The sequence below is a fragment of the Bacillus sp. V59.32b genome (assembly GCF_003429085.1).
Classification (GTDB): domain Bacteria; phylum Bacillota; class Bacilli; order Bacillales; family DSM-1321; genus Peribacillus.
Genome location: NZ_QVTC01000043.1, coordinates 23889 through 46384, shown reverse-complemented (window position 1 = coordinate 46384; position 22496 = coordinate 23889). Strand labels below are relative to the sequence as shown.

General features: G+C 43.5%; 24 protein-coding genes and 1 pseudogene. 24 read left to right on the top strand and 1 reads right to left on the bottom strand.

All coding sequences use genetic code 11. The annotated features are described in order from the left end of the window. Positions 1-340: 340 nt before the first annotated feature. Entirely contained in the window at positions 341-880 is a 540-nt protein-coding gene (locus D0463_RS10765; protein ID WP_117307409.1) for a DUF2529 domain-containing protein, read from the bottom strand. Positions 881-1162: 282 nt separating this feature from the next. Between D0463_RS10765 and D0463_RS10760 the strand changes: the two genes are divergently transcribed. From D0463_RS10760 to wecB, 24 genes and pseudogenes are all read left to right on the top strand, one after another. Then, the gene (locus tag D0463_RS10760) at positions 1163-1537 is read left to right on the top strand and encodes a response regulator (protein WP_117307408.1); all 375 of its coding nucleotides are present in this window, start codon (positions 1163-1165) and stop codon (positions 1535-1537) included. A 307-nt stretch (positions 1538-1844) separates the two neighbouring features. After that, positions 1845-2702, top strand: a complete 858-nt coding sequence (locus D0463_RS10755; RefSeq protein WP_117307407.1) for a class II fructose-bisphosphate aldolase — start codon at positions 1845-1847, stop codon at positions 2700-2702. 194 nt (positions 2703-2896) lie between these two features. Next, the gene (gene fsa / locus D0463_RS10750) at positions 2897-3547 is read left to right on the top strand and encodes a fructose-6-phosphate aldolase (protein ID WP_117307406.1); all 651 of its coding nucleotides are present in this window, start codon (positions 2897-2899) and stop codon (positions 3545-3547) included. 212 nt (positions 3548-3759) lie between these two features. Then, positions 3760-5043, top strand: a complete 1284-nt coding sequence (locus D0463_RS10745) for a UDP-N-acetylglucosamine 1-carboxyvinyltransferase (protein ID WP_117307405.1) — start codon at positions 3760-3762, stop codon at positions 5041-5043. A gap of 98 nt (positions 5044-5141) precedes the next feature. Then, the gene (glpX, locus tag D0463_RS10740; protein ID WP_117307404.1) at positions 5142-6104 is read left to right on the top strand and encodes a class II fructose-bisphosphatase; all 963 of its coding nucleotides are present in this window, start codon (positions 5142-5144) and stop codon (positions 6102-6104) included. Between the two features lie 227 nt (positions 6105-6331). Then, on the top strand, positions 6332-7621 hold the full coding sequence (gene rho, locus D0463_RS10735; RefSeq protein WP_117307403.1) for a transcription termination factor Rho: 1290 nt from the start codon (positions 6332-6334) through the stop codon (positions 7619-7621). Positions 7622-7754: 133 nt separating this feature from the next. Further along, entirely contained in the window at positions 7755-7955 is a 201-nt protein-coding gene (gene rpmE, locus D0463_RS10730) for a 50S ribosomal protein L31 (RefSeq protein WP_117307402.1), read from the top strand. 254 nt (positions 7956-8209) lie between these two features. Then, positions 8210-8830 (top strand): thymidine kinase, encoded by a 621-nt coding sequence (locus D0463_RS10725; protein ID WP_117307414.1) that lies wholly within the window; start codon positions 8210-8212, stop codon positions 8828-8830. A gap of 292 nt (positions 8831-9122) precedes the next feature. Beyond that, a complete protein-coding gene (locus D0463_RS10720) occupies positions 9123-9575 on the top strand; it encodes a hypothetical protein (RefSeq protein WP_117307401.1) in 453 nt (150 codons plus the stop codon). Positions 9576-9677: 102 nt separating this feature from the next. Continuing rightward, positions 9678-10748 carry a peptide chain release factor 1 gene (prfA, locus tag D0463_RS10715; protein WP_117307400.1) on the top strand — a complete coding sequence of 357 codons (1071 nt, stop codon included), beginning with the start codon at positions 9678-9680 and terminating at the stop codon, positions 10746-10748. Beyond that, on the top strand, positions 10741-11595 hold the full coding sequence (gene prmC, locus D0463_RS10710) for a peptide chain release factor N(5)-glutamine methyltransferase (RefSeq protein ID WP_117307399.1): 855 nt from the start codon (positions 10741-10743) through the stop codon (positions 11593-11595). The genes prfA and prmC overlap by 8 nt, the downstream gene beginning before the upstream one ends. A 129-nt stretch (positions 11596-11724) precedes the next feature. Beyond that, positions 11725-12474 (top strand): stage II sporulation protein R, encoded by a 750-nt coding sequence (gene spoIIR / locus D0463_RS10705; RefSeq protein WP_117307398.1) that lies wholly within the window; start codon positions 11725-11727, stop codon positions 12472-12474. A 172-nt stretch (positions 12475-12646) separates the two neighbouring features. Then, entirely contained in the window at positions 12647-13090 is a 444-nt protein-coding gene (locus D0463_RS19395; protein WP_160118408.1) for a GNAT family N-acetyltransferase, read from the top strand. A gap of 192 nt (positions 13091-13282) precedes the next feature. Then, positions 13283-14329, top strand: a complete 1047-nt coding sequence (locus D0463_RS10695; protein ID WP_117307397.1) for an L-threonylcarbamoyladenylate synthase — start codon at positions 13283-13285, stop codon at positions 14327-14329. A 423-nt stretch (positions 14330-14752) separates the two neighbouring features. Then, positions 14753-15298, top strand: coding sequence for a manganese efflux pump MntP (locus D0463_RS10690; RefSeq protein ID WP_254052768.1), 546 nt, complete (start codon positions 14753-14755; stop codon positions 15296-15298). A 180-nt stretch (positions 15299-15478) separates the two neighbouring features. After that, a complete protein-coding gene (locus tag D0463_RS10685) occupies positions 15479-15922 on the top strand; it encodes a low molecular weight protein arginine phosphatase (RefSeq protein ID WP_117307396.1) in 444 nt (147 codons plus the stop codon). A gap of 25 nt (positions 15923-15947) precedes the next feature. Continuing rightward, positions 15948-16295: pseudogene (locus tag D0463_RS20415) on the top strand (HAMP domain-containing protein); the annotation flags it as partial. Beyond that, entirely contained in the window at positions 16290-17237 is a 948-nt protein-coding gene (locus D0463_RS10680; protein ID WP_483295732.1) for a methyl-accepting chemotaxis protein, read from the top strand. The pseudogene D0463_RS20415 and the gene D0463_RS10680, both read left to right, overlap by 6 nt. 148 nt (positions 17238-17385) lie before the next feature. Beyond that, the gene (locus D0463_RS19390; RefSeq protein WP_160118407.1) at positions 17386-17544 is read left to right on the top strand and encodes a hypothetical protein; all 159 of its coding nucleotides are present in this window, start codon (positions 17386-17388) and stop codon (positions 17542-17544) included. Between the two features lie 226 nt (positions 17545-17770). After that, positions 17771-18217 (top strand): ribose 5-phosphate isomerase B, encoded by a 447-nt coding sequence (gene rpiB, locus D0463_RS10675; protein WP_117307394.1) that lies wholly within the window; start codon positions 17771-17773, stop codon positions 18215-18217. Positions 18218-18249: 32 nt separating this feature from the next. After that, positions 18250-18834: a TIGR01440 family protein gene (locus tag D0463_RS10670; protein WP_117307393.1), complete on the top strand. Its 585-nt coding sequence runs from the start codon at positions 18250-18252 to the stop codon at positions 18832-18834. 363 nt (positions 18835-19197) lie between these two features. Next, positions 19198-20439: a serine hydroxymethyltransferase gene (gene glyA, locus D0463_RS10665; protein ID WP_117307392.1), complete on the top strand. Its 1242-nt coding sequence runs from the start codon at positions 19198-19200 to the stop codon at positions 20437-20439. Positions 20440-20673: 234 nt separating this feature from the next. Continuing rightward, entirely contained in the window at positions 20674-21303 is a 630-nt protein-coding gene (upp, locus tag D0463_RS10660) for a uracil phosphoribosyltransferase (RefSeq protein WP_117307391.1), read from the top strand. 20 nt (positions 21304-21323) lie between these two features. Then, complete coding sequence (wecB, locus tag D0463_RS10655) at positions 21324-22493, top strand: non-hydrolyzing UDP-N-acetylglucosamine 2-epimerase (RefSeq protein WP_117307390.1); 1170 nt, start codon at positions 21324-21326, stop codon at positions 22491-22493. Positions 22494-22496: the final 3 nt, after the last annotated feature.

Genomic DNA, 22496 nt, shown 5'->3' with positions numbered 1-22496 from the left:
GATCGCTCATAAATCTGGGTGAACGCTCATATATTCGGATAATCGCTCGTAAATCTGGATAAACGCTCATATAATCAAATAATCGCTCACAAATCTGGGTGAACGCTCATATCATCAGATAATCGCTCGTAAATCTGGGTAAACGCTCATATATTCTGATGATCGCTCGTAAACCTGGGTGAACGCTCATATATTCTGATGATCGCTCGTAAATCTGGGTAAACGCTCATATAATCAAATAATCGCTCACAAATCCAGATAATCGAACAACAATCAAAAAACTCAAGTAGAAATACAAAGCCAGAGTTACCCCACCTGACAATGATAAGCTTTTATACAGTTATTCCTCTCCATACTCCTGTAAGATTTCATCCAACGTGAACCTAATGCCATAATAAGCAAACAAAGCCACCATCAGGGAGGGGAAACCAACCCGTTTTCCGTTATCATCTGGAACCAAGCCTTTTTGAAGCCGTAAATCAATATGCACATCCGCCAGTTCGTCCAGCGATAAGCCTGACGACGGAACAAGGGTGGAAACCGCGGTGAAGGGGACCCCTTCTTCCTGCAGATATTTGGCAAGACTTAACGCCTCACTATCATCCGAGGAACGCGTAAAGAATAGCACCCGGTCTGCATTCGTGAGCGAAGCAAGCTCTTCATTATCATCGTAAAGAACCATCACATTTGGAAATGGTTCAACCCCTTCGAAGGCTTCTGATAATATTCCCTTCATTTCGCCAAAGCCGTGTAAATATATGGTGCCATCCCCAATGGAAGCCTGGGCGAGCAATCGGGCACAGTCCTCAAATGCGAATTCCTCACCATCCATAATCTTTTTAAATAACCCGGTCGTCTGGGTCGAAAACATTTTCAGCATGTAGTGGTCTCCTTTAAATAATCGTAGTATTCATTATAAAACAACGATTTTGCGAAGGCGAATCGTACGGCTGAGAAATAAATTCTTGAATTTGTTTCCACTTGACTGCAGGATTCGAGAAATATTTAGCGAATAAAAATATAAAGTAGACATTCAATATGCAAATGTAATAGGGGGAAAACACGGGTTACATGCCATACATAAACTGGGCAAAAGGTATCTAGATCATAATTCATCAAGTTTATAGCTATTTATTCTTTCAGATAGGAAAGAGGTGAGGGAATGGCAGAAAAAATATTAATTGTAGATGATCAATTTGGAATCAGAATTCTGCTCAATGAAGTGCTCAGCAAGGAAGGTTACAATACATTTCAGGCAGCAAACGGGGTGCAAGCGCTGGACATTGTTACAAATCATTCCCCTGATTTAGTGCTGTTAGACATGAAAATTCCGGGAATGGACGGCATAGAAATTTTGAAACGAATGAAACAGATTGATCAGGATATTCGAGTCATCATCATGACTGCCTATGGAGAATTAGACATGATTCAGAAAGCCAAGGATTTAGGTGCGATGACTCATTTTGCTAAACCTTTTGATATCGATGACATACGGAAAGCGGTTAAAGAGTATTTACCTGTCCGAAAGTCCGAATAGTAAATGGAATTCATATTGAAAAATCTTAAATAGAAAAAACCTCATATATTGAATGTGTAACCCTACGGCTGTATTTCAGGAATGATATTATCCTGAAATATGACCGTGTTTTTTGTAGAAAACGATTCCATTTTTCTTAATATTCCCCCAATAAGTTAATTGGTTGCTGTTTTTTTCATGGACTGATATGCTAATAGTGTTTTTAATATTCCCCGCCTGCATGAGGTATAGTAAATACATAAGTAAGGGAATATTTTAGAAAGAATCTGCGTCTGCAGGAAAACATTTGCTATAAGGAGGAAATCAAATGCCTTTAGTATCAATGAAGGATATGCTTAATAAAGCGTTGGAAGGTAAGTATGCGGTCGGTCAGTTCAATATCAATAACCTGGAGTGGACCCAAGCTATATTAGCTGCCGCCGAGCAGGAAAAATCACCGGTAATCCTTGGTGTATCAGAAGGAGCCGCTCGCCATATGGGCGGGTTTAAAACGACTGTGATGATGGTCCAAGGTTTAATGGAAGACATGAAAATCACAGTACCTGTAGCTATACATCTTGACCATGGTTCAAGCTTTGATAAATGTAAGGAAGCGATCGATGCAGGATTCACTTCTGTTATGATCGATGCCTCTCACCATCCGTTAGAAGAGAATATCGAAACCACTTCCAAGGTTGTTGATTATGCTCACTCAAAAGGCGTTTCTGTCGAAGCGGAGCTAGGAACTGTTGGCGGCCAGGAAGATGATGTAATAGCAGACGGAGTCATTTATGCAGATCCGAAAGAATGTGAAGAATTGGTTAGACGCACAGGCGTTGACTGCTTTGCACCTGCATTGGGTTCTGTCCATGGCCCTTACAAAGGCGAGCCGAACATCGGCTTTAAAGAAATGGAAGAAGTCCGTGATTTAACAAAAATTCCATTAGTACTACACGGTGGTACGGGCATTCCAACTAAAGATATTCAAAAAGCTGTATCTTTAGGAACTTCAAAAATCAACGTAAATACCGAAAACCAAATCTCCTTTACTAAGGCTGTTCGCGAGGTTCTAAGTAAAGATTCCGAGGTGTATGATCCTCGTAAATTCATCGGACCGGGCCGTGACGCGATCAAGGAAACAGTTGTTGGCAAGATCCGTGAATTCGGTTCAAACGATAAAGCTTAGTCATTTAAAAATAAACAATAAGAGCCTGAACATCCCGGGAAAAATGCAAGTTCATCATTGCTGTGGCAGTGTGTCTCGGGATAACAGGCTCTTTTCTTTATCATTTATAGAAAAAATAAAAAATTCGCCATTTACACAATTCATTATTGTATGTATTGTATGCTTATATAGAAAAAGAGATGGAGGTTTTAAACATGAAATTCTTTATTGATACCGCTAACATCGATGAAATACGGGAGGTCCATTCACTTGGCATTCTTGCCGGTGTAACGACGAATCCATCACTGGTTGCACGGGAAAAAAACGTTTCTTTTCATGACCGACTAAGAGAAATTACCAGCCTTGTCCAGGATTCAGTCAGTGCCGAAGTCATCTCACTCGATTTTGAGGGGATGATGAGGGAAGCAAAGGAGCTTTCCGCGATTGCTCCGAACATTACGATCAAAGTTCCGATGACTCCGGACGGACTTAAAGCTGTTTCTGCTCTAACCAAGGATGGAATTAAAACGAACGTAACATTAATATTCAGTGCCAATCAGGCCTTACTTGCAGCTCGAGCGGGAGCGACGTATGTTTCCCCATTTTTAGGGCGTCTCGATGATATCGGGTTCAACGGCATGCAATTAATTTCCGATATTGCGGACATTTTCGCTATTCATGACATTCCATCGGAAATTATTGCTGCATCCATACGGCATCCGATGCATATTACGGAAGCAGCACTAAAGGGAGCCCATATTGCCACGATTCCGTATAAACTACTGCTGCAGATATTTAAACATCCATTAACTGATAAAGGCATAGAAGCTTTTATCGCAGACTGGAATGCCCGTTCTGAAGGCTGACCATATTCACTTCCTTCTTCTGCACATATGAATACTTATCCATCATAAAAAAATTCAAAAATATTACATGAGCTTTCTTTTTTTGTGTAAACTAATAAATGGTAAGAAAAAAATGCCATAATTTATCCATTTGTATTGGAAAATAATACCTGATTAAAAAGGTATTTTGTTAAAATAGCTTCTTGACTGCTTAGATTAGAAGGGAGTCTACAATGGAAAAACTCAAAATTGCCGGCGGCTATCCTCTGAAAGGAAGCATTCGTGTCAGCGGCGCGAAAAATAGCGCGGTCGCTTTAATACCTGCTACCATTCTTGCGGATTCCCCTGTTACGATCGAAGGTCTTCCTGATATCTCAGATGTGCAAATTCTTAAAGGTCTGCTTGAAGAAATAGGCGGAACTGTTTCTTTTAATGATGGAGAAATGACGGTTGATCCAAGCAAAATGATTTCGATGCCATTGCCAAACGGTCGTGTTAAAAAGCTCCGCGCTTCTTATTACTTGATGGGGGCGATGCTTGGCAAATTCAAAAAGGCCGTTATCGGCCTTCCTGGAGGCTGTCATTTGGGGCCACGCCCGATTGACCAGCATATCAAGGGGTTTGAAGCACTGGGGGCGCAGATCACCAATGAACAGGGCGCGATTTATTTGCGAGCGGACGAGCTAAGAGGAGCCCGTATTTATCTGGATGTGGTCAGTGTGGGCGCCACGATTAATATTATGCTAGCTGCTGTTCTGGCTAAAGGAAGAACCGTCATTGAGAATGCTGCAAAAGAACCGGAAATTATCGATGTAGCGACGTTGCTGACCAACATGGGAGCAAGAATTAAAGGTGCGGGTACAGATATCATCCGGATCGATGGGGTTGAGAACTTAAGCGGTTGTAAACATACGATTATTCCTGACCGGATCGAAGCCGGAACGTTCATGATTCTCTCCGCTGCCGTTGGACAAGGCATTTTAATTGATAATGTCATTCCACAGCATCTAGAATCTTTAACGGCAAAGCTGAGGGAAATGGGCGTGAACATCGAAGCCGGGGATGACCAAATTTTCGTTTCTCCTGGTTCCGAGTTTAAGTCAGTCGATATAAAAACGTTGGTTTATCCTGGTTTTCCAACCGATTTGCAACAGCCATTTACATCGTTATTGACGAGGACAGAAGGGTCGAGCGTTGTGACGGATACCATTTATGGAGCCCGTTTTAAACATATCGACGAGCTTCGCAGGATGAATGCCAACATTAAGGTCGAGGGCAGGTCCGCGATTATAACCGGCCCAGTCCAGCTTCAAGGTGCCAAGGTAAAGGCAAGTGATCTCCGTGCAGGAGCCGCGCTGGTCATTGCCGGGTTAATGGCAGAAGGGATTACCGAAGTAACTGGTCTTGAACATATTGACCGGGGCTATAGCCATCTTGTTGAAAAACTCTCCGGCCTAGGCGCGACAATCTGGCGGGAAAAGATGTCCGAAGAGGAAGCCGAACAGTTGAAAAATTAACCAAATCTCAGTGTTTAATGTGTTACAATAATAATTGAATTGTGTTATACTATTTATTATGTAATGGATTGTTAAGTAGCACTGAGGGGGAAGCAATAATGGAGAGAAGCTTATCTATGGAGCTGGTGCGCGTAACGGAAGGAGCCGCATTAGCTTCCGCGCGCTGGATGGGAAGAGGAAAGAAGGATGAAGCGGACGATGCAGCGACATCGGCTATGCGGGATGTGTTTGATACCGTTCCGATGAAAGGCACAGTTGTCATCGGAGAAGGCGAGATGGACGAAGCGCCGATGTTGTACATTGGCGAAAAGCTTGGTACTGGCTTTGGCCCTCGTGTGGATGTAGCCGTTGACCCTTTGGAAGGAACGAACATTGTTGCTTCGGGAGGATGGAATGCTTTAGCAGTACTTGCAATCGCTGATAATGGCAACCTTCTTCATGCTCCGGATATGTACATGGATAAGATTGCGGTTGGCCCTGAGTCCGTGGGTCAAATTGATATTAACGCTTCTGTTTTGGACAACCTAAAAGCAGTCGCTAAGGCAAAGAATAAAGATATCCAGGATGTTGTGGCGACCGTGTTGCACCGAGAACGCCACTCAAAGATTATCCACGAGCTTCGCGAAGCAGGAGCGCGGATTAAATTGATTAATGACGGGGATGTGGCCGGGGCAATCAACACAGCCTTCGACCAAACCGGCGTCGATATTTTATTCGGCACAGGCGGAGCGCCTGAAGGGGTAATCGCCGCTGTAGCACTAAAATGTCTGGGCGGGGAAATTCAGGGCAAACTTCTGCCGCAAAGTGACCAGGAAACCGAGCGCTGTAATAAAATGGGCATCGATTTGAACAGCATACTAAGAATGGAAGACCTTGTTCGGGGAGATGATGCCATTTTTGCCGCGACCGGAGTGACAGACGGAGAATTATTAAAGGGAGTCCAGTTTAAAGAGAATTATGGGCTGACGCATTCCCTTGTTATGCGAGCAAAGTCTGGCACCGTCCGTTTCATTGACGGAAGCCACAGCTTGAAGAAAAAGCCGAACTTGGTTATGAAATAATCACAGAACTCGTAAAAAGCGGGCGATTCCTTCGCTCGTTTTATTTTCTTTTAAATTTATAGTTGAATATTTACGACAAAGAAAGTAAAATTAAGCTTGTTTTAAGAATATAAAGAGATCATTCTGCATTTCTACTCCAAATCTTCATGGAAGCCTTCAACTATTTCTTCTTTACCCTAAGAATGTATCATCCTTATCTGTTCAATTAAATAAAGAGTGGTGTCATAATGAATTTAACTATTACCAATTTAGAAAGTATGAAATTGAAGGATCTATATGAGCACGCACGCGAATATAAAGTATCCTATTACAGCAAACTCTCCAAAAAAGAACTAATTTTTGCGATTTTAAAAGCGCAGGCAGAACAAGACGGACTGCTCTTCATGGAGGGAGTACTGGAAATCATTCCATCCGAAGGCTTCGGGTTCCTGCGTCCGATTAACTATTCTCCAAGCTCAGAGGATATTTACATTTCAGCTTCTCAAATCCGCAGATTCGATCTCCGAAACGGCGACAAGGTCTCAGGAAAAGTAAGACCTCCTAAAGAAAACGAACGATATTACGGATTGCTGCATGTGGAAGCCGTGAATGGGGATAATCCTGAATCAGCGAAGGAGCGGGTTCACTTTCCAGGCTTGACTGCTTTATATCCTGTCAGGCAGATTAAATTGGAAACTGTGCCGAAAAATCTATCTACCCGGATTATGGATGTTTTGGCGCCTGTCGGCTTTGGACAGCGCGGCTTGGTCGTTGCTCCGCCAAAAGCAGGGAAAACGATGCTAATCAAGGAGATTGCCAACGCGATTACAACGAACCATCCCGAAGCAGAGCTTATCGTACTGTTGATCGACGAACGTCCGGAAGAGGTAACGGATATCGAACGATCCGTTGCCGGTGATGTGGTCAGCTCCACGTTTGATGAAGTGCCGGAAAATCATATTAAAGTGGCTGAACTAGTGTTAGAGAGAGCGATGCGCCTCGTCGAGCATAAACGCGATGTTATTATCCTGATGGATAGTATCACCCGTTTGGCCCGGGCTTACAACCTCGTGATTCCGCCAAGTGGAAGAACGCTTTCCGGCGGTATTGATCCGGCCGCGTTCCACAGGCCAAAACGGTTCTTTGGGGCGGCGAGGAATATTGAAGAAGGCGGGAGCTTGACGATTCTTGCTACTGCGCTTGTCGATACGGGTTCTCGTATGGACGATGTCATTTACGAGGAATTTAAAGGGACAGGCAATATGGAGCTTCACCTAGATCGTGCATTGGCTGAGCGGCGTATTTTCCCTGCCATCGATATTAGGCGTTCAGGCACGCGTAAAGAAGAGCTGCTTATTCCTAAAGACCATCTTGATAAGCTTTGGGCAATCCGAAAAACGATGTCGGATACCCCTGACTTCGTGGAGAAGTTCCTGCGCCGGTTAAGGCAAACCAAGGGAAATGAAGAGTTTTTCGCTAAACTGGAAGAAGAAATGAAAAAAGGAGCACCTGCTGTAAAACGCTCTAGCAATATCTAACAGGCAGTTGCAAAATCGTTCATTACTTGCTATAATAAAGTCAATGTGTTTACAATTTATGTGAGAGATGGTTTCTCACCTTGAAGTATATAACTCTGTTTCGAATGATTCAGGGCAGAAGGAGCTGAAAAGAATGAAAGCTGGAATTCATCCGGAATACAAAAAAATAACCGTTACATGTTCTTGTGGTAACACTTTTGAAACTGGTTCTGTGAAAAATGAAGTGCGTGTTGAGACTTGCTCTGAATGCCACCCATTCTATACTGGACGTCAAAAATTCGCTGAAGCTGGCGGACGTGTTGACCGCTTCAATAAAAAATACGGCATGAAGTAAGTTGATAAAACTTCCATCTATGGATGGGAGTTTTATTACTGCTGTAGAACTTAGAAACAGGCAAGTACTTTTTCTTGCCTGTTTTTTTAATGAAAGATAATACTTTTTAGATAGATGGCGGGCTCCGGTTAGTGTGATTTATTTTTTTGTTGAGGAAGGCACTGGAGCGCGGAATAGAAAAGTCCTGGTATAATTTTGCTATAGGCGATCCTTCGAAAATGGAAGGATCGATGTCGAAGGGAGAGGCAGTTTCAATGTACGAAATGAAACAATCAGGCTGGATAGAACTTATTTGTGGCAGCATGTTTTCCGGTAAATCCGAGGAATTGATTAAAAGGGTGAACCGCGCTCAATTTGCCAAGCAGAATATAGCTGTTTTTAAGCCTGCTTTAGATAATCGCTATGCAAAAGAGGCTGTCGTATCGCATAATGGCACGTCGGTCATCGCAAAACCGATATCGCATTCTACAGATATTTTTAAAAATCTTGATGACAAGTTAGATATCATTGCGATCGATGAAGTACAATTTTTCGACGAGGAAATTGTAGAAGTTGCCCAGCATCTTGCGGACAGCGGTTATCGTGTCATCCTGGCTGGCCTTGACCAGGACTTCCGCGGTGAACCGTTTGGCCCGGTACCTTTTCTGATGTCATTGGCTGAATCAGTCACGAAGCTCCAAGCTGTTTGTGCCGTTTGCGGCTCGGCGGCAAGCAGAACACAAAGGCTAATAAACGGAGCCCCGGCTTCGTTCGATGATCCTGTCATTCTAGTGGGCGCTTCAGAATCGTATGAGGCCCGCTGCCGGCACCATCACGAGGTTCCGGGCAAGAAGGAAATCACCAAAGATAAAGGTATAAAATTATCTGAAATGTAATGTATTTCGCTGCTGAAGACTTTGTCTTGAGCAGTTTTTTGTTTTATCATCGAAATTGAAGATTTATCTCCGAAATATAGGTATATCACCGAAACTCAAGATATACCTCCGAAAACAGAATATATAATCGAAATACAGAATATATCATCGAAACTCAGGATATATCACCGAAATCTGATAAATCATCGAAATTCAGAATATATCACAGAAATTTCTTTTGCTTCTGTCACCTGACATTCTTGAAAGATTCCTCTTGAATAGGGAAAGCTAGTCACAGGAGGGTGTGATTAGTATGAGAAAAGGATTTCTATTTTGCGTAACGGTCTTATTAGTGATCATGACAGGATGCGGCACAAATGGAGTCAGAGATTCTACATATGAGGGAGAATCAAGAGACGGGACAACGCTCATTTCCAACAAACCGGGGACATCAGTAAATGATAATGGTGATGCGGCTGAACAGCCTTCTGATCAGCTGTTAAACTCTCCCGGAAGCAATTCCAATATTACGCCTACTACTGGATCTGAAGTGGAAAAAGCTAGAGCCATAGTTGAAAAAAATACAGAATTTGAAGCAGGGGCTGTCTGGCTAAAGGGCCAAACATTGAGTGTCACGATTCATGAACAGGGTAAATTTCATTCGAGTGGAGAAAGAAACAAAGAAAAGCAACGGGTGAAGGAGCTTCTAAAACAAGCGCTGCCCAGGTACAGTATTGAAGTGAACATGGAAACGGACAAGGATTGATGCTTGAATCTCTTTGACGTTCATTAATCACCTATACTATAATGAACATGCTATAGATAACTATATTCGTTTTTCGCGTAATGAATGTATGAGGTGAATAATGTGTTAGATCGACTGCAGGCTGTTGAAGATAGATATGAAAGATTGAACGAATTATTAAGCGACCCGGAAATCATTAACGACTCCAAAAAGCTGAGAGAGTACTCCAAGGAGCAATCGGATATCCAGGAAACGGTTCAAACGTATAAGGAATATAAGGAAGTGCGTGAACAGCACCAAGACGCTAAAGCCATGCTTGAAGAGAAGCTCGATTCGGACATGCGCGAGATGGTCAAGGAAGAATTGACTGAGCTTGAGGAAAACATGCATTCGCTTGAAGCAAAGCTGAAGATTCTGCTTATTCCTAAAGACCCGAATGATGATAAAAACGTGATCATGGAGGTTCGCGGAGCGGCCGGGGGCGACGAGGCTGCACTTTTTGCAGGAAGTCTGTATCGTATGTACAGCCGTTATGCAGAAACACAGGGCTGGAAAATCGATGTCATGGATTCAAACCCAACGGGACTGGGCGGCTTTAAAGAAATTATTTTCATGATCAACGGCAATGGTGCCTACTCCAAATTAAAGTTTGAAAATGGCGCACACCGTGTTCAGCGTGTACCGGAAACAGAGTCCGGTGGCCGGATCCATACTTCCACGGCAACAGTCGCTGTGCTTCCGGAAGCGGAAGAAGTAGAAGTAGAAATCCATGAAAAGGATATCCGCGTTGATACCTTTGCTTCCAGCGGACCGGGCGGGCAAAGTGTAAATACAACAATGTCTGCTGTTCGCCTGACGCATCTGCCGACTGGCACGGTTGTATCGATGCAGGATGAAAAGTCACAGATCAAAAACAAAGAAAAAGCAATGAAGATTCTACGTGCCCGTGTTTATGATAAATTCCAGCAGGAAGCCCAGGCTGAATATGACCAGAATAGGAAGCTTGCTGTAGGGACAGGGGATCGCTCAGAACGGATTCGAACGTATAACTTCCCGCAAAACCGTGTGACTGACCACCGCATCGGCCTGACGATCCAGAAGCTGGATCAAATCATCGAAGGAAAGCTGGATGAAATTATTGATGCTCTTATCTTAGAGGATCAATCCTCCAGGCTTCAAAACGCGGATGACTAAAGTATATGAAGCCCTAAAGTGGGCTTCTTCTTTTTTAATAGCCAACGGAAGAGATGAGAATGCAGGGGAGATTTTGTTAAAGCATCTGATGGATATGAGCCGGTCGCAGCTGTTGGCTAATTTTCAAGCAACCCTCCCTGAACGGATTGCGGAAGAATTCAAAAGAGCCGTTGAGCTTCATGTCTCTGGAACTCCTGTTCAGTATATTATCGGAGCAGAGGATTTTTACGGGCGTACGTTTGCGGTCAACAAAGAGGTGCTCATTCCCCGACCTGAAACAGAAGAATTAATTGAGCACACGCTCAGGAAGATTTCAAAACGATTCCGCGAAAAAGCGGGGTTAGCATTGGTTGATATAGGAACGGGAAGCGGAGCGATTGCGATTACGATGAAGCTTGAAGAACCGGATTTGACTGTCATTGCAACGGATATTGCGGAAGCTTCTCTCAACGTTGCCCGGAATAATGCAAAAACGCTCGAAGCAGACGTTACTTTCATTCAAGCAGACATGCTGCAGCCTTTTTTGGAAAGGGGCGAAAAGTTTGATATCGTTCTATCCAATCCGCCCTATATCCCGCTTTCTGATCGAGAAACGATGTCAGTTGTTGTTACCGGGCATGAACCACACAGGGCTTTATTTGCCGGGAGGGACGGGCTTGATTTTTACCGCCGTTTCATGAATGAGCTGCCGCAGGTTATCAATCGGCCTGGCTTGGTGGGCTTTGAGATTGGAGCGGGACAGGGAAAGGCTGTGGCCGACATGCTGCAACAGACTTTTCCAAATGCTGCTGTATCGATTGAGTTGGATATCAACGGCAAAGACCGGATGGTTTTTGCGGAATTATAATAATCGAAGGATTTGGCTTTTACGGGCCGAATCCTTTTTAATTTGACCTTCTTTCAAAAAAATAATTTTACTAGTTTAAGATACAGGCAAACTGGCGAGACTATTTTTGTGAAGGGGAGGAGAAATGATATGAAAAATAAAAAGTATTTATCCATTGCTTATCTACTAATCTTAACAATCGGTACGATTTTAAGTATATATATGCCCAAGGTTGAAAGTGCTGCCAAGTCAGAAGAGACAGTGGTTATCCCTAAGGAAGCTATTCGACTTCGGATTCTCGCCAACAGTGATAATAAAGCCGATCAAGATGTCAAAAGGCTAATCAGGGATGAAGTAAATCAAAATATCACTGGGTGGGTGGAAGAACTGACCTCAATAGAAGAAGCGAAAAGAGTCATCCAGTCACATTTGCCTGAAATTCAGAAAATGGCGGAACAAATCGTGGATAAACAAGGTTTAGATCAGAAGGTAAACGTTCACTTTGGAAAAGCGAAATTTCCGACAAAGCTGTACGGACAATTCCTTTATCCTGCGGGTGAATACGAAGCAGTTGTCATCACGCTTGGAGAAGGGAAGGGAGCCAATTGGTGGTGCGTATTGTTCCCGCCGCTCTGCTTCCTCGATTTCTCAAACGGAACGGCCGTAAGCCAAAGTCCTTATGAGGAGGAGAATCCGAATGAAACAAAGTCAAAGGGAGAAGCGAAAGAAACTGGTCAAACAGATGAAACAAAGGGCAAGCAGGAGCAAAAAGCTACAGGAGAAAAGCGGGAAGAAACAGACGATAACATTGAAAATAATGAACAGATGTACGTAAACCAGGATGAATCTCCTGTTGTAGTCAAGTCGTTCTTTGCGGAATTATTTGAGGATGTTTTTTAATAAACGGGTAACATAGCTGTCATCGGGGTATGATGGCTTTTCTTTTTTTAAAAGTTACCAACAACTTATCCACAATTACTTGCTTAGAAAAATGGTTCTAGTTATTGTGCACGTTCATATACCTATTACTAGAGAAGATAGATGCATGCAAAGAATAGGGAGATGATAGATTATGATAACAAATTTTCAACAAGCAGAAGAAAAGGATGTTCATGAGCTGGAGCAATTTTTAATAAACGCAAATGTGAGTGCAGAAGGGGTAAGGCCCCATTTTGATTATTATTTGCTGGCCCGAGATACGGCAGGAAAAATGATAGCAACGGTCGGCCTTGAGCCTATGAAAAATATCGGACTGCTCAGGTCGTTCGTTTTTGATCCATCATTTTCGCACGAAAATATTCCAGCATTGCTGCAACAGATATTGCTTATCGCCAAAAATCAGAATCTTCACAGTGTGTACTTGGCCACTAATAAACAAAGCTCATTATCTTTATTCGAAGCGCTTGGCTTCAAACAGATAGAACCAGAGGAGCTGCCGGCTGTTTTTTACGCTTCAGAGCACGGAAAGCAACTTACGGGTATGGATAACTGCCGCTTCATGTATCGTCCCTTATAGTAAAAACAATAAACATATCCACAAAGTTATCCACTATTATAATAGGTTTATCCACAAATTGTGGATAAAAGCTTGTTTTCTTTATTTTCTTCTTTTATACTTTCAAAGTATCATTTAGCCCTTAATCATGTTTTTATGACTATATTAGGGTTCTGAATAACTAGAATGGGAAAGTGAATTGAAGGTGTTAACATGAAAACGAAATATTGGAAAGTGGATAACTTTGTGGATGATTTAATTAATTATCCCCAAATCAGGCAATCCGCACAATTATTAATAGAAAATGAAGTGGTCGCCTTTCCGACAGAAACTGTATATGGACTAGGCGCCAACGCAAAAAGCGATGAAGCGGTGAATAAAATTTTCAATGCAAAAGGACGCCCGACTGATAATCCGTTAATTGTCCACATAGCATCCCGTGAGCAGCTTGGTGGGATGGTAATGGAAATTCCCGAGACGGCCGAAAAATTAATGGACGCATTTTGGCCGGGCCCGCTCACCTTGATTTTTAAGGAAAAGCCAGGTCAGTTATCACAACTTGTGACAGCTGGTCTGAATACAGTTGCGGTCAGAATGCCGGATCATCCGGTTGCACTCGCCCTCATTGAGCAAAGTGGCCTGCCTATCGCGGCCCCTAGTGCCAATACCTCTGGTAAACCAAGCCCGACAACCGCCGAGCATGTGAAGGACGATTTATCAGGAAAAATCGCCGCGATCGTGGATGGAGGAGCAACGGGAGTAGGAGTGGAATCGACCGTGCTAGATTGTACAGAGGACATCCCATTGATTCTACGTCCCGGCGGTTTGCCTCGTGAAGAAATTGAAGCGGTTATTGGTGAAGTCAAAGTGGATGCTGCCATGAAAAATAAAACGGCTGTCCCAAAATCTCCCGGCATGAAGTATACCCACTATGCACCAAAGGCTACATTTATCCTGGTGGATGGGGATCTGTCCTTTCTACAAGGCTTGATTGATGAAAAAAAGTCACAGAGGTTAAACGTAGGGGTGTTTGCGGCAAAAGAGCATGAATCAGAGCTCAAGGCGGATTATATTTTAGCACCTGGTACTTCTAATGATTTACACAGCGTTGCTGCAGGTTTATATGACACTTTACGCAAATTCGATGAACTCGGGGTAGATATCATTTTTGGTGAGGTTTTTCCAGAAACCGGCATTGGTGAAGCAATCATGAACAGGCTGCTAAAAGCGGCCGGGCAACAATTGATAAAGCAAGTTTGAATCTTTTGAAGGAGGGCGCGGTTAGTCGCCCTTTTTTAGTAGGTAGACATGTATAAACATTCAGCTCAACTTGAATAGTCCTGCATGCGCAATGAAAAAATTCTGATTGACAGGCATCTTTTTGTTTTTATGATCGATTATCCGACTAAATGAGCGATTATCTCAATATATGAGCGATGGACCAAATATATGAGCGATAAATCGAATAAATGAGCGATGCCCCAAATTTGATAACATTAACTAAACTTGAGAAGGAGACATAAATTTAGCAGAGAAAAATTTGCTGTTTATTTAGGCATTTATCTTTGGTAATACTTTACGAGGAAAATTAGATATTTGAACAGTTCACAGAGCCGCTTCTATTTCCAAATGGACATGCATAACATGAATGGAGCACGTCCACGGGAAGGAAGGGTTTAACAAATGGCTGGAGAATTGCTTACATTAATACTTATGGCATTCGCGCTGGCGATGGATGCCTTTTCTGTCGGATTGGGGATGGGGATGTTTAAGCTACGGCTTAGGCAGATCTTCATCATTGGTTTGACAGTCGGGCTTTTTCATATTTGGATGCCTTTGCTAGGTATTGTAGCCGGCCGCTTTCTATCAGGCCAGTTTGGAACATTCGCTATTTACGCCGGCGGGATGTTGCTTGTAATCCTTGGCCTGCAAATGTTCATATCAGGGATTAGGGGTGGTGAAGGTTCGTTGCTTGCACCAGTGGGCATGGGTCTGTTTATCTTTGCCTTTAGTGTAAGTTTGGATAGTTTTTCAGTCGGATTGACGCTTGGGATTTATGGAGCAAAGACGGCAGTGGCGCTTTTTTGCTTTGGTTTTGCAGCGACCGTTCTTACGTGGCTTGGACTTCTGCTTGGCCGAAGGGTACAAGGGCTTCTAGGTGTGTACAGCGAGGTACTGGGCGGGAGTATCCTCTTCGCATTCGGGTTAAAGCTATTATTTACCGTCTGATGTTTTAAGCCCCTTTGACAGGGGTTTTTTTTTGAAAGTTTCTCGAAGTAATTTAGGGACAATTGTCAAACTTTTGAAAGAATTTTCCTGAGTTTTCAAACTTGTACATGGTATGTTTAAATGGGGGAATATGTTAAATAGCAGGCTTTGGCTTATAATAGCAGAAAGGAGGCAGACGCCATGATAAAAGTTTTATTTGTTTGCACGGGAAATACATGTAGAAGCCCGATGGCTGAGGCGATATTGAGAAGCAAGAATATCCCCGGCATCGAAGTGAAATCAGCGGGTGTATTTGCGGCTGCCGGTCAGGGTGCCTCTCCGTACGCAAAAGATGTTCTAACTAAAAATTCAATGACACACAATCACATATCGACCCCTTTAACGGAACGGGAAATTAATTGGGCCACACATATATTTACGATGACAGAGTACCATAAATGGATGATCATGGATTCGTATCCGAGGGCTCTTGATAAAACTTTTACCTTAAAAGAATTTATTTTTGCCGATATAAAAGATAGAGATGTTTCCGATCCATTTGGAGGATCACAAAACATATACAATGAAACCTTCCGGGAGCTTTCCGATTTGATCGACCAGTTAATCGATAAGTTGAGACTTTAATGGAAGGTGATAGGGGGAAATTGCTGTGGGGGAAAAAAAGACCTACAAATTAGGATTGCGAAAAAAGTTGATTATTCTAAGCACGACTCTTGCGGTTATTACGTATTCAACGAGCTATTTGTTTATTTATGTCCTCTATCCTTTATTTTTTGAAGGAATTAGTGAAGCCTTGTTTACGGCCATTACGCTTTCGTTAGGAATCGTCTGGTCCGCGATCCTGACCTTCTTCGCTGCAGGATTAATTATTAAACCATTGCAAAAGCTTGAGAGAGTTGCTTTGGAGGCAGCGGACGGAAATATTAAAGTGAATGCTGAAGTATCAAATTCGGATGACGAAATTCGTTCCCTTGGCATTGCTTTTAACCATATGCTTCATAATTTAAGAGGAATGGTGCAAAGCATTGAAGAGAACTTCCGGGAAACGAATGAAAAAGTAATCTCCATTTCAAATGCCTCTTCATTGGCTGCGGAACAAGCGGAAAGTATAGCGCGAACGGTTGAGGAAATATCACTGGGTGCAGATAATTCAGCGGTTTCGATTCAAAATACGGCCGAGTCGGTGGAAGATGTCATCATGATCGCAAAAGAAGTCCAGACGAAAGCAAACGCTTCTGCTGATACGTCACACGAAATGGTTGCCGAGCTTGAAAGAAGTAAGGATGTCATTAATTCGTTAGTTAGCGGAATCCATCAGTTGGCTGAAGAAAATCAGCAGTCCTTGCATGCGGTCAAAGGGCTGGAAGAGAACGCAAAAAAGGTTGAGCAAATCATTCAATTGGTTGGCGACATCGCTGCACAGACGAATCTGCTCGCCCTCAATGCTTCGATTGAAGCAGCCCGCGCCGGGGAACATGGAAAAGGTTTTGCGGTAGTCGCCGAGGAAGTCCGAATGCTTGCTGATCAAAGTGCGCAGGCGGTACAGGGCATTTCCTCGCTCATCCAAAACATTCAGACCGATGTGCAGGGGGTTGTCAAACAAATCAGTGAACAGGTGGACAGCGCTAATAAGGAAGCGCAAAAAGGCAATGAAACAAACACCGCTATTGAAGAGATGACAAAGGCCGTTCACAAGGTCGCTGGGGCGGTTCAGGATATTACCGGATTAGTCGATCGGCAAATGGACAGCATCCAGATGACCGCGCGCCAATCACAGGAAGTAGACGCGATCGCAGAAGAAACATCTGCGGGTGCAGAAGAAGTAACGGCTGCGACTCAGGACCAAACCGGGGTAATTGAAGATGTGGACAAGCTGGCAGATGAATTAAAAGCGCAGGCAACAAAATTAAAGAAAACGATCACTCGCTTTCAACTATAAATAGCAAAAAAAGCTTTGGAAACTTTGGGGTTTCCAAAGCTTTTTTTTGAGAAGAACATATACAGATTCCTGACTCCTAATTACGACCTAGCTCAAAGATCCGTTGCCATCTTTTAATTTTTGTTACGAACTCCGGAGCTGGTTCAAAATGGAGATCCCCGCTACAAAAAAGGGCGACGGCTACAAAACGAAGATCTCCGCTACAAAAGAACAAATGTCGGCTACAACCCTGATGAAGCCGGCAACAAAAACAGAATTTCCGCTACAAAAAAGGGCAACGGCTACTAAACGCAAATTCCCGCTATAAAACCCAAAATTTCGGCTACAAAACTGATCCAATCGGCTACAAAATCGAAATTCCAGCTACGAAATCCGGAACGGACTACAAAACGAAAATCCCCGCTATAAAACTCATCAAACCGACTACCTTAATAGACTCATCAATTAGTAGCGTTGTTTCAGATTCTTTATCTTTTCCTATATTTGTGACACAATATATAAAAAGAATCGGCTAATGAAAGAGGGGGATATATATGAAAGTTGCGATTGCTTCCGACCATGGCGGGCTTAATATACGCGAGGAAATCAAGAAACTGATGGATGAACTAGGTATTCAATATGAGGATTTTGGCTGTGAGTGTGATACTTCTGTGGACTATCCTGATTATGCGCTTCCGGTAGCTGAAAAGGTAGCGAAGGGACAGTTTGACAGAGGCATTTTAATCTGCGGGACGGGAATCGGCATGTCGATTGCGGCTAATAAAGTAAAGGGCGTTCGTTGTGCGCTTGTCCACGATGTGTATAGCGCGAAATTAACACGCCAGCATAATGACAGCAATATCTTGGCGATGGGGGAACGTGTAATCGGACCGGGCCTTGCCAGGGAAATCGCGCAAACCTGGCTGACTTCTGAGTTCGAGGCAGGCCGACATGCGAATCGCATAGGAAAAATAACGGAGTATGAGGCGAAGAACCAATAACTTTTCGGAAAGATCTCGAAAGGAGTTTTTTTATGGGAATTGATGCAAACAGTCTAGCTGAGTGGAAAAGTCAATTTCATTCCCTTTTACGAGAGTTTCAATTAGAGGCTCAATTAAATGAAAAGAAATTGCTTGTCATCGGCTGTAGCACAAGTGAAGTTGCCGGTGAACGCATCGGTACAGATGGATCATTGGAAGTTGCCCAAATGTTATATGAAGAATTAATAGCATTTCAAGATGCAACGGGAGTGCAAATCGCTTTTCAATGCTGCGAGCATGTAAACCGAGCATTAGTGATACCGAGAAAAATTGCTGGAAATCGAGGCTATGAGGAAGTTTCGGTTATTCCTGTGCGGACAGCAGGCGGGGCTATGGCTGCCTATGCCTATAATCATATGGCAGATGCGATCGTAGTCGAGCATATAAAAGCGGATGCCGGGATCGACATAGGAGATACTTTTATCGGCATGCATCTTAAACATGTGGCGGTTCCGTTTAGAAGCACCGTGAAAGAGATTGGGCATGCCCATGTGACAATGGCGAAAACACGGCCGAAATTGATTGGTGGCGTGCGAGCGGTCTATGAAAATGGAACTGATAACGAAAGCTGTACCTAAAGGGACCAAATTTTTGAGATGGGAAGCTGGGATTAAACAACATCGACACGATTGGTCGAATTGCTTTTAATTTTATTGAAATTCAAAACGGCAGTCTGACATTAACCCACTCTAACCGGGCTTGTTACCGGCCGTTTTTTTGTCTTTTTAGGGTGAAAAGTAAAATAAAAGTATTTTAGAAAAGCAATAACCTTCCAAAAGGCGAACGATTAAACAAATCCTTCTTGAAATGTTCGAAATAATTAATATTCAGACTATGCCTCTTACGATGAACGTGTTAAAATAGAGAAGAATTTTTGAAGGATTTCCAAATGCAAAGTATACATAAAAACAAATAAACTTATGATCAAGAGGAGGATTTCCATGAACCGTTTAGCAAAACAGGATGAACAAGTTTTTAAAGCGATTCAACAAGAATTGGGGCGTCAGCGAAGCAAGATTGAATTGATCGCGTCTGAAAACTTTGTAAGTGAAGCCGTAATGGAAGCGCAAGGATCTGTTTTAACGAACAAGTATGCAGAAGGCTATCCAGGCAAGCGTTACTACGGTGGCTGTGAATATGTCGATGTTGTCGAAGATCTGGCCCGTGACCGTGCGAAGAAAATATTCGGGGCAGAACATGTCAACGTACAGCCTCACTCGGGCGCGCAGGCAAATATGGCAGTATACTTCACGATTCTTGAAGCAGGGGATACGGTTCTTGGTATGAATTTGTCACATGGCGGCCATTTAACACACGGCAGCCCGGTTAATTTCAGCGGTGTACAATATAATTTTGTGGAATACGGGGTCGATCAGGAAAAGCAATTGATCGACTATAATGATGTATTGGAAAAAGCGCGTCAACATAAGCCAAAATTGATTGTTGCGGGCGCAAGCGCCTATCCGCGTGAAATCGATTTTAAACGGTTTCGGGAGATTGCCGATGAGGTCGGCGCTTACTTAATGGTCGATATGGCTCACATTGCAGGTTTGGTGGCAACCGGACATCACCCAAATCCGGTCCCGTTTGCCGATTTTGTGACGACTACGACGCATAAAACACTTCGTGGTCCCCGCGGCGGAATGATTTTATGTAAAGAAGAATTCGCGAAGAAAATCGATAAATCGATTTTCCCCGGAATCCAGGGTGGGCCGCTGATGCATGTCATCGCCGCTAAAGCAGTTGCTTTTGGTGAGGCGCTTCAGGGTGATTTCAAACAATACTCACAGCAGATTATTGATAATGCCAAACGCCTCGGCAAAGCGTTGACAAAGGAAGGGCTGAATCTCGTTTCCGGCGGGACGGATAACCACCTGCTATTATTGGACCTTCGTACGATCAATCTGACAGGCAAGGTAGCGGAAGAGGTTTTGGATGAGATCGGGATCACCGTAAACAAAAATACCATTCCTTACGACCCGGAAAGCCCATTCGTGACAAGCGGGATTCGTATCGGAACAGCAGCTGTTACATCACGCGGCTTCGGACTGGGTGATATGGACGAAATTGCAGCGATCATTGGATTAGTCCTTAAAAACCATGAAGACAAAGCAAAGCTGGAAGAAGCTACACAACGTGTCGAAGCACTTTCAGGAAAATACGAGCTATACCCATCATTCTAAGCAACAGCCGTTCCCTTTTTAGGGGGACGGTTTTTTTGGCGGAGAGGAAAGTATAAACTGTCCTTTCTGCCTACGTTTAATCTCCGCGTTACGGCTCGTCAATCGACGAGTTTTTCTTTATTTAAAAAAGGGGGACAATCTCCTTCCTTTCTGATTTCTTTTTCTGTAAAATGAGTAGAAGTGTGATATGGTGCGACTCCGAAAAAATAACAATTCAAAGGAGAGATTCTTTTCATGGCAAAGGTATATGTGTTTGATCACCCGTTAATTCAACATAAGCTAGCTTACATACGAGACATTAAAACAGGAACAAAGGAATTTCGTGAACTGGTGGATGAAGTCGCAACATTAATGGCTTTTGAAATTACCAGAGATTTGCCGCTTGAGGAAGTGGAAATTGAAACACCGGTCAGAAAAGCAAAAGTTAAAATGCTTTCCGGGAAAAAGCTTGGAGTGATTCCAATCCTGCGAGCGGGAATCGGGATGGTCGATGGCATCCTGAAATTAATACCGGCTGCAAAAGTAGGTCACATCGGTCTTTACCGGGATCCCGAAACATTAAAACCGATAGAATACTATGCCAAGCTCCCTAGCGATGTAGAAGAAAGGGAATTTATCGTCGTTGACCCTATGCTTGCCACAGGGGGATCAGCGATTGAAGCCATTCACTCTATTAAGAAACGCGGAGCGAAAAATATTAAATTCATGTGCTTAATTGCCGCCCCTGAAGGTGTGGAGGCATTGAAAGCGGCTCACCCGGACGTGGATATTTATATCGCAGCACTGGATGAGAAGTTGAATGACCATGGCTACATCGTTCCTGGACTCGGTGACGCTGGTGACAGATTGTTCGGAACGAAGTAACTTCAAGGGAGGTGAATCAGATGATCAAGCCGATAAAAGTTATGACCATTTTCGGAACAAGACCTGAGGCGATTAAAATGGCTCCGCTGGTACTGGAGCTGCAAGATCAGCCGGAACATTTCGAATCGGTTGTTGCTGTGACAGCACAGCACCGGCAAATGCTTGATCAAGTGCTGGAGATCTTTTCAATAAAGCCTGATTATGACCTTAATATTATGAAAGACCGCCAAACCTTGGTTGACGTTACGACAAGAGGCTTGGAGGGTCTTGATAAGGTTATGAAAGAAGCGAAACCGGACATTGTCCTCGTTCACGGTGACACGACGACTACATTCATAGCCGGACTGGCTGCTTTTTACAATCAAATTGTGGTAGGGCATGTTGAGGCAGGCCTTCGCACATGGAATAAATATTCGCCGTATCCCGAGGAAATGAACAGGCAGCTGACAGGGGTCATCGCCGATTTGCACTTCGCCCCGACACCGAAGGCTGCCCAAAACCTCCACGGCGAAAATAAAAAAGAAGCTGATATCTTTGTCACTGGGAACACCGCAATTGATGCGCTTCGCACGACTGTAAAAAGCGAAGGATACACCCATCCTGTGCTTGATAAAATCGGGAAAGACCGCTTGATTTTGCTGACGGCCCATCGCCGCGAAAATCTTGGCGAGCCGATGAGGAATATTTTCGGCGCTGTCAAAAGGATCGTCAGAGAGCAGGAAGATGTGCAAGTGATCTATCCGGTCCACCTAAATCCGGTCGTACAAGAAATCGCTGATGATGTCCTCGGAAAAGATGATCGCGTTCATTTAATCGAACCGCTTGATGTCTTTGATTTCCATAACTTTGCGTCCAGAGCACATCTGATTTTGACTGATTCTGGTGGAGTGCAGGAAGAAGCTCCTTCCCTTGGAGTTCCGGTACTTGTCTTAAGGGATACGACCGAACGTCCCGAAGGAATTGAAGCAGGCACCCTGAAACTTGCAGGCACGAATGAGGAAGATGTATACCGTCTTGCCACGGAATTACTGACAAATCGTGAGAAACATCAGGAAATGGCCAAAGCATCCAATCCGTACGGAGACGGCTTTGCGTCTAAACGTATTGCCGAGGCGATACGCTTCTATTTTAAGAAAATCGATGCTCCGCCAAACCCGTATGACCCGTTACATGAGACGCGTGGTTTGTAAACA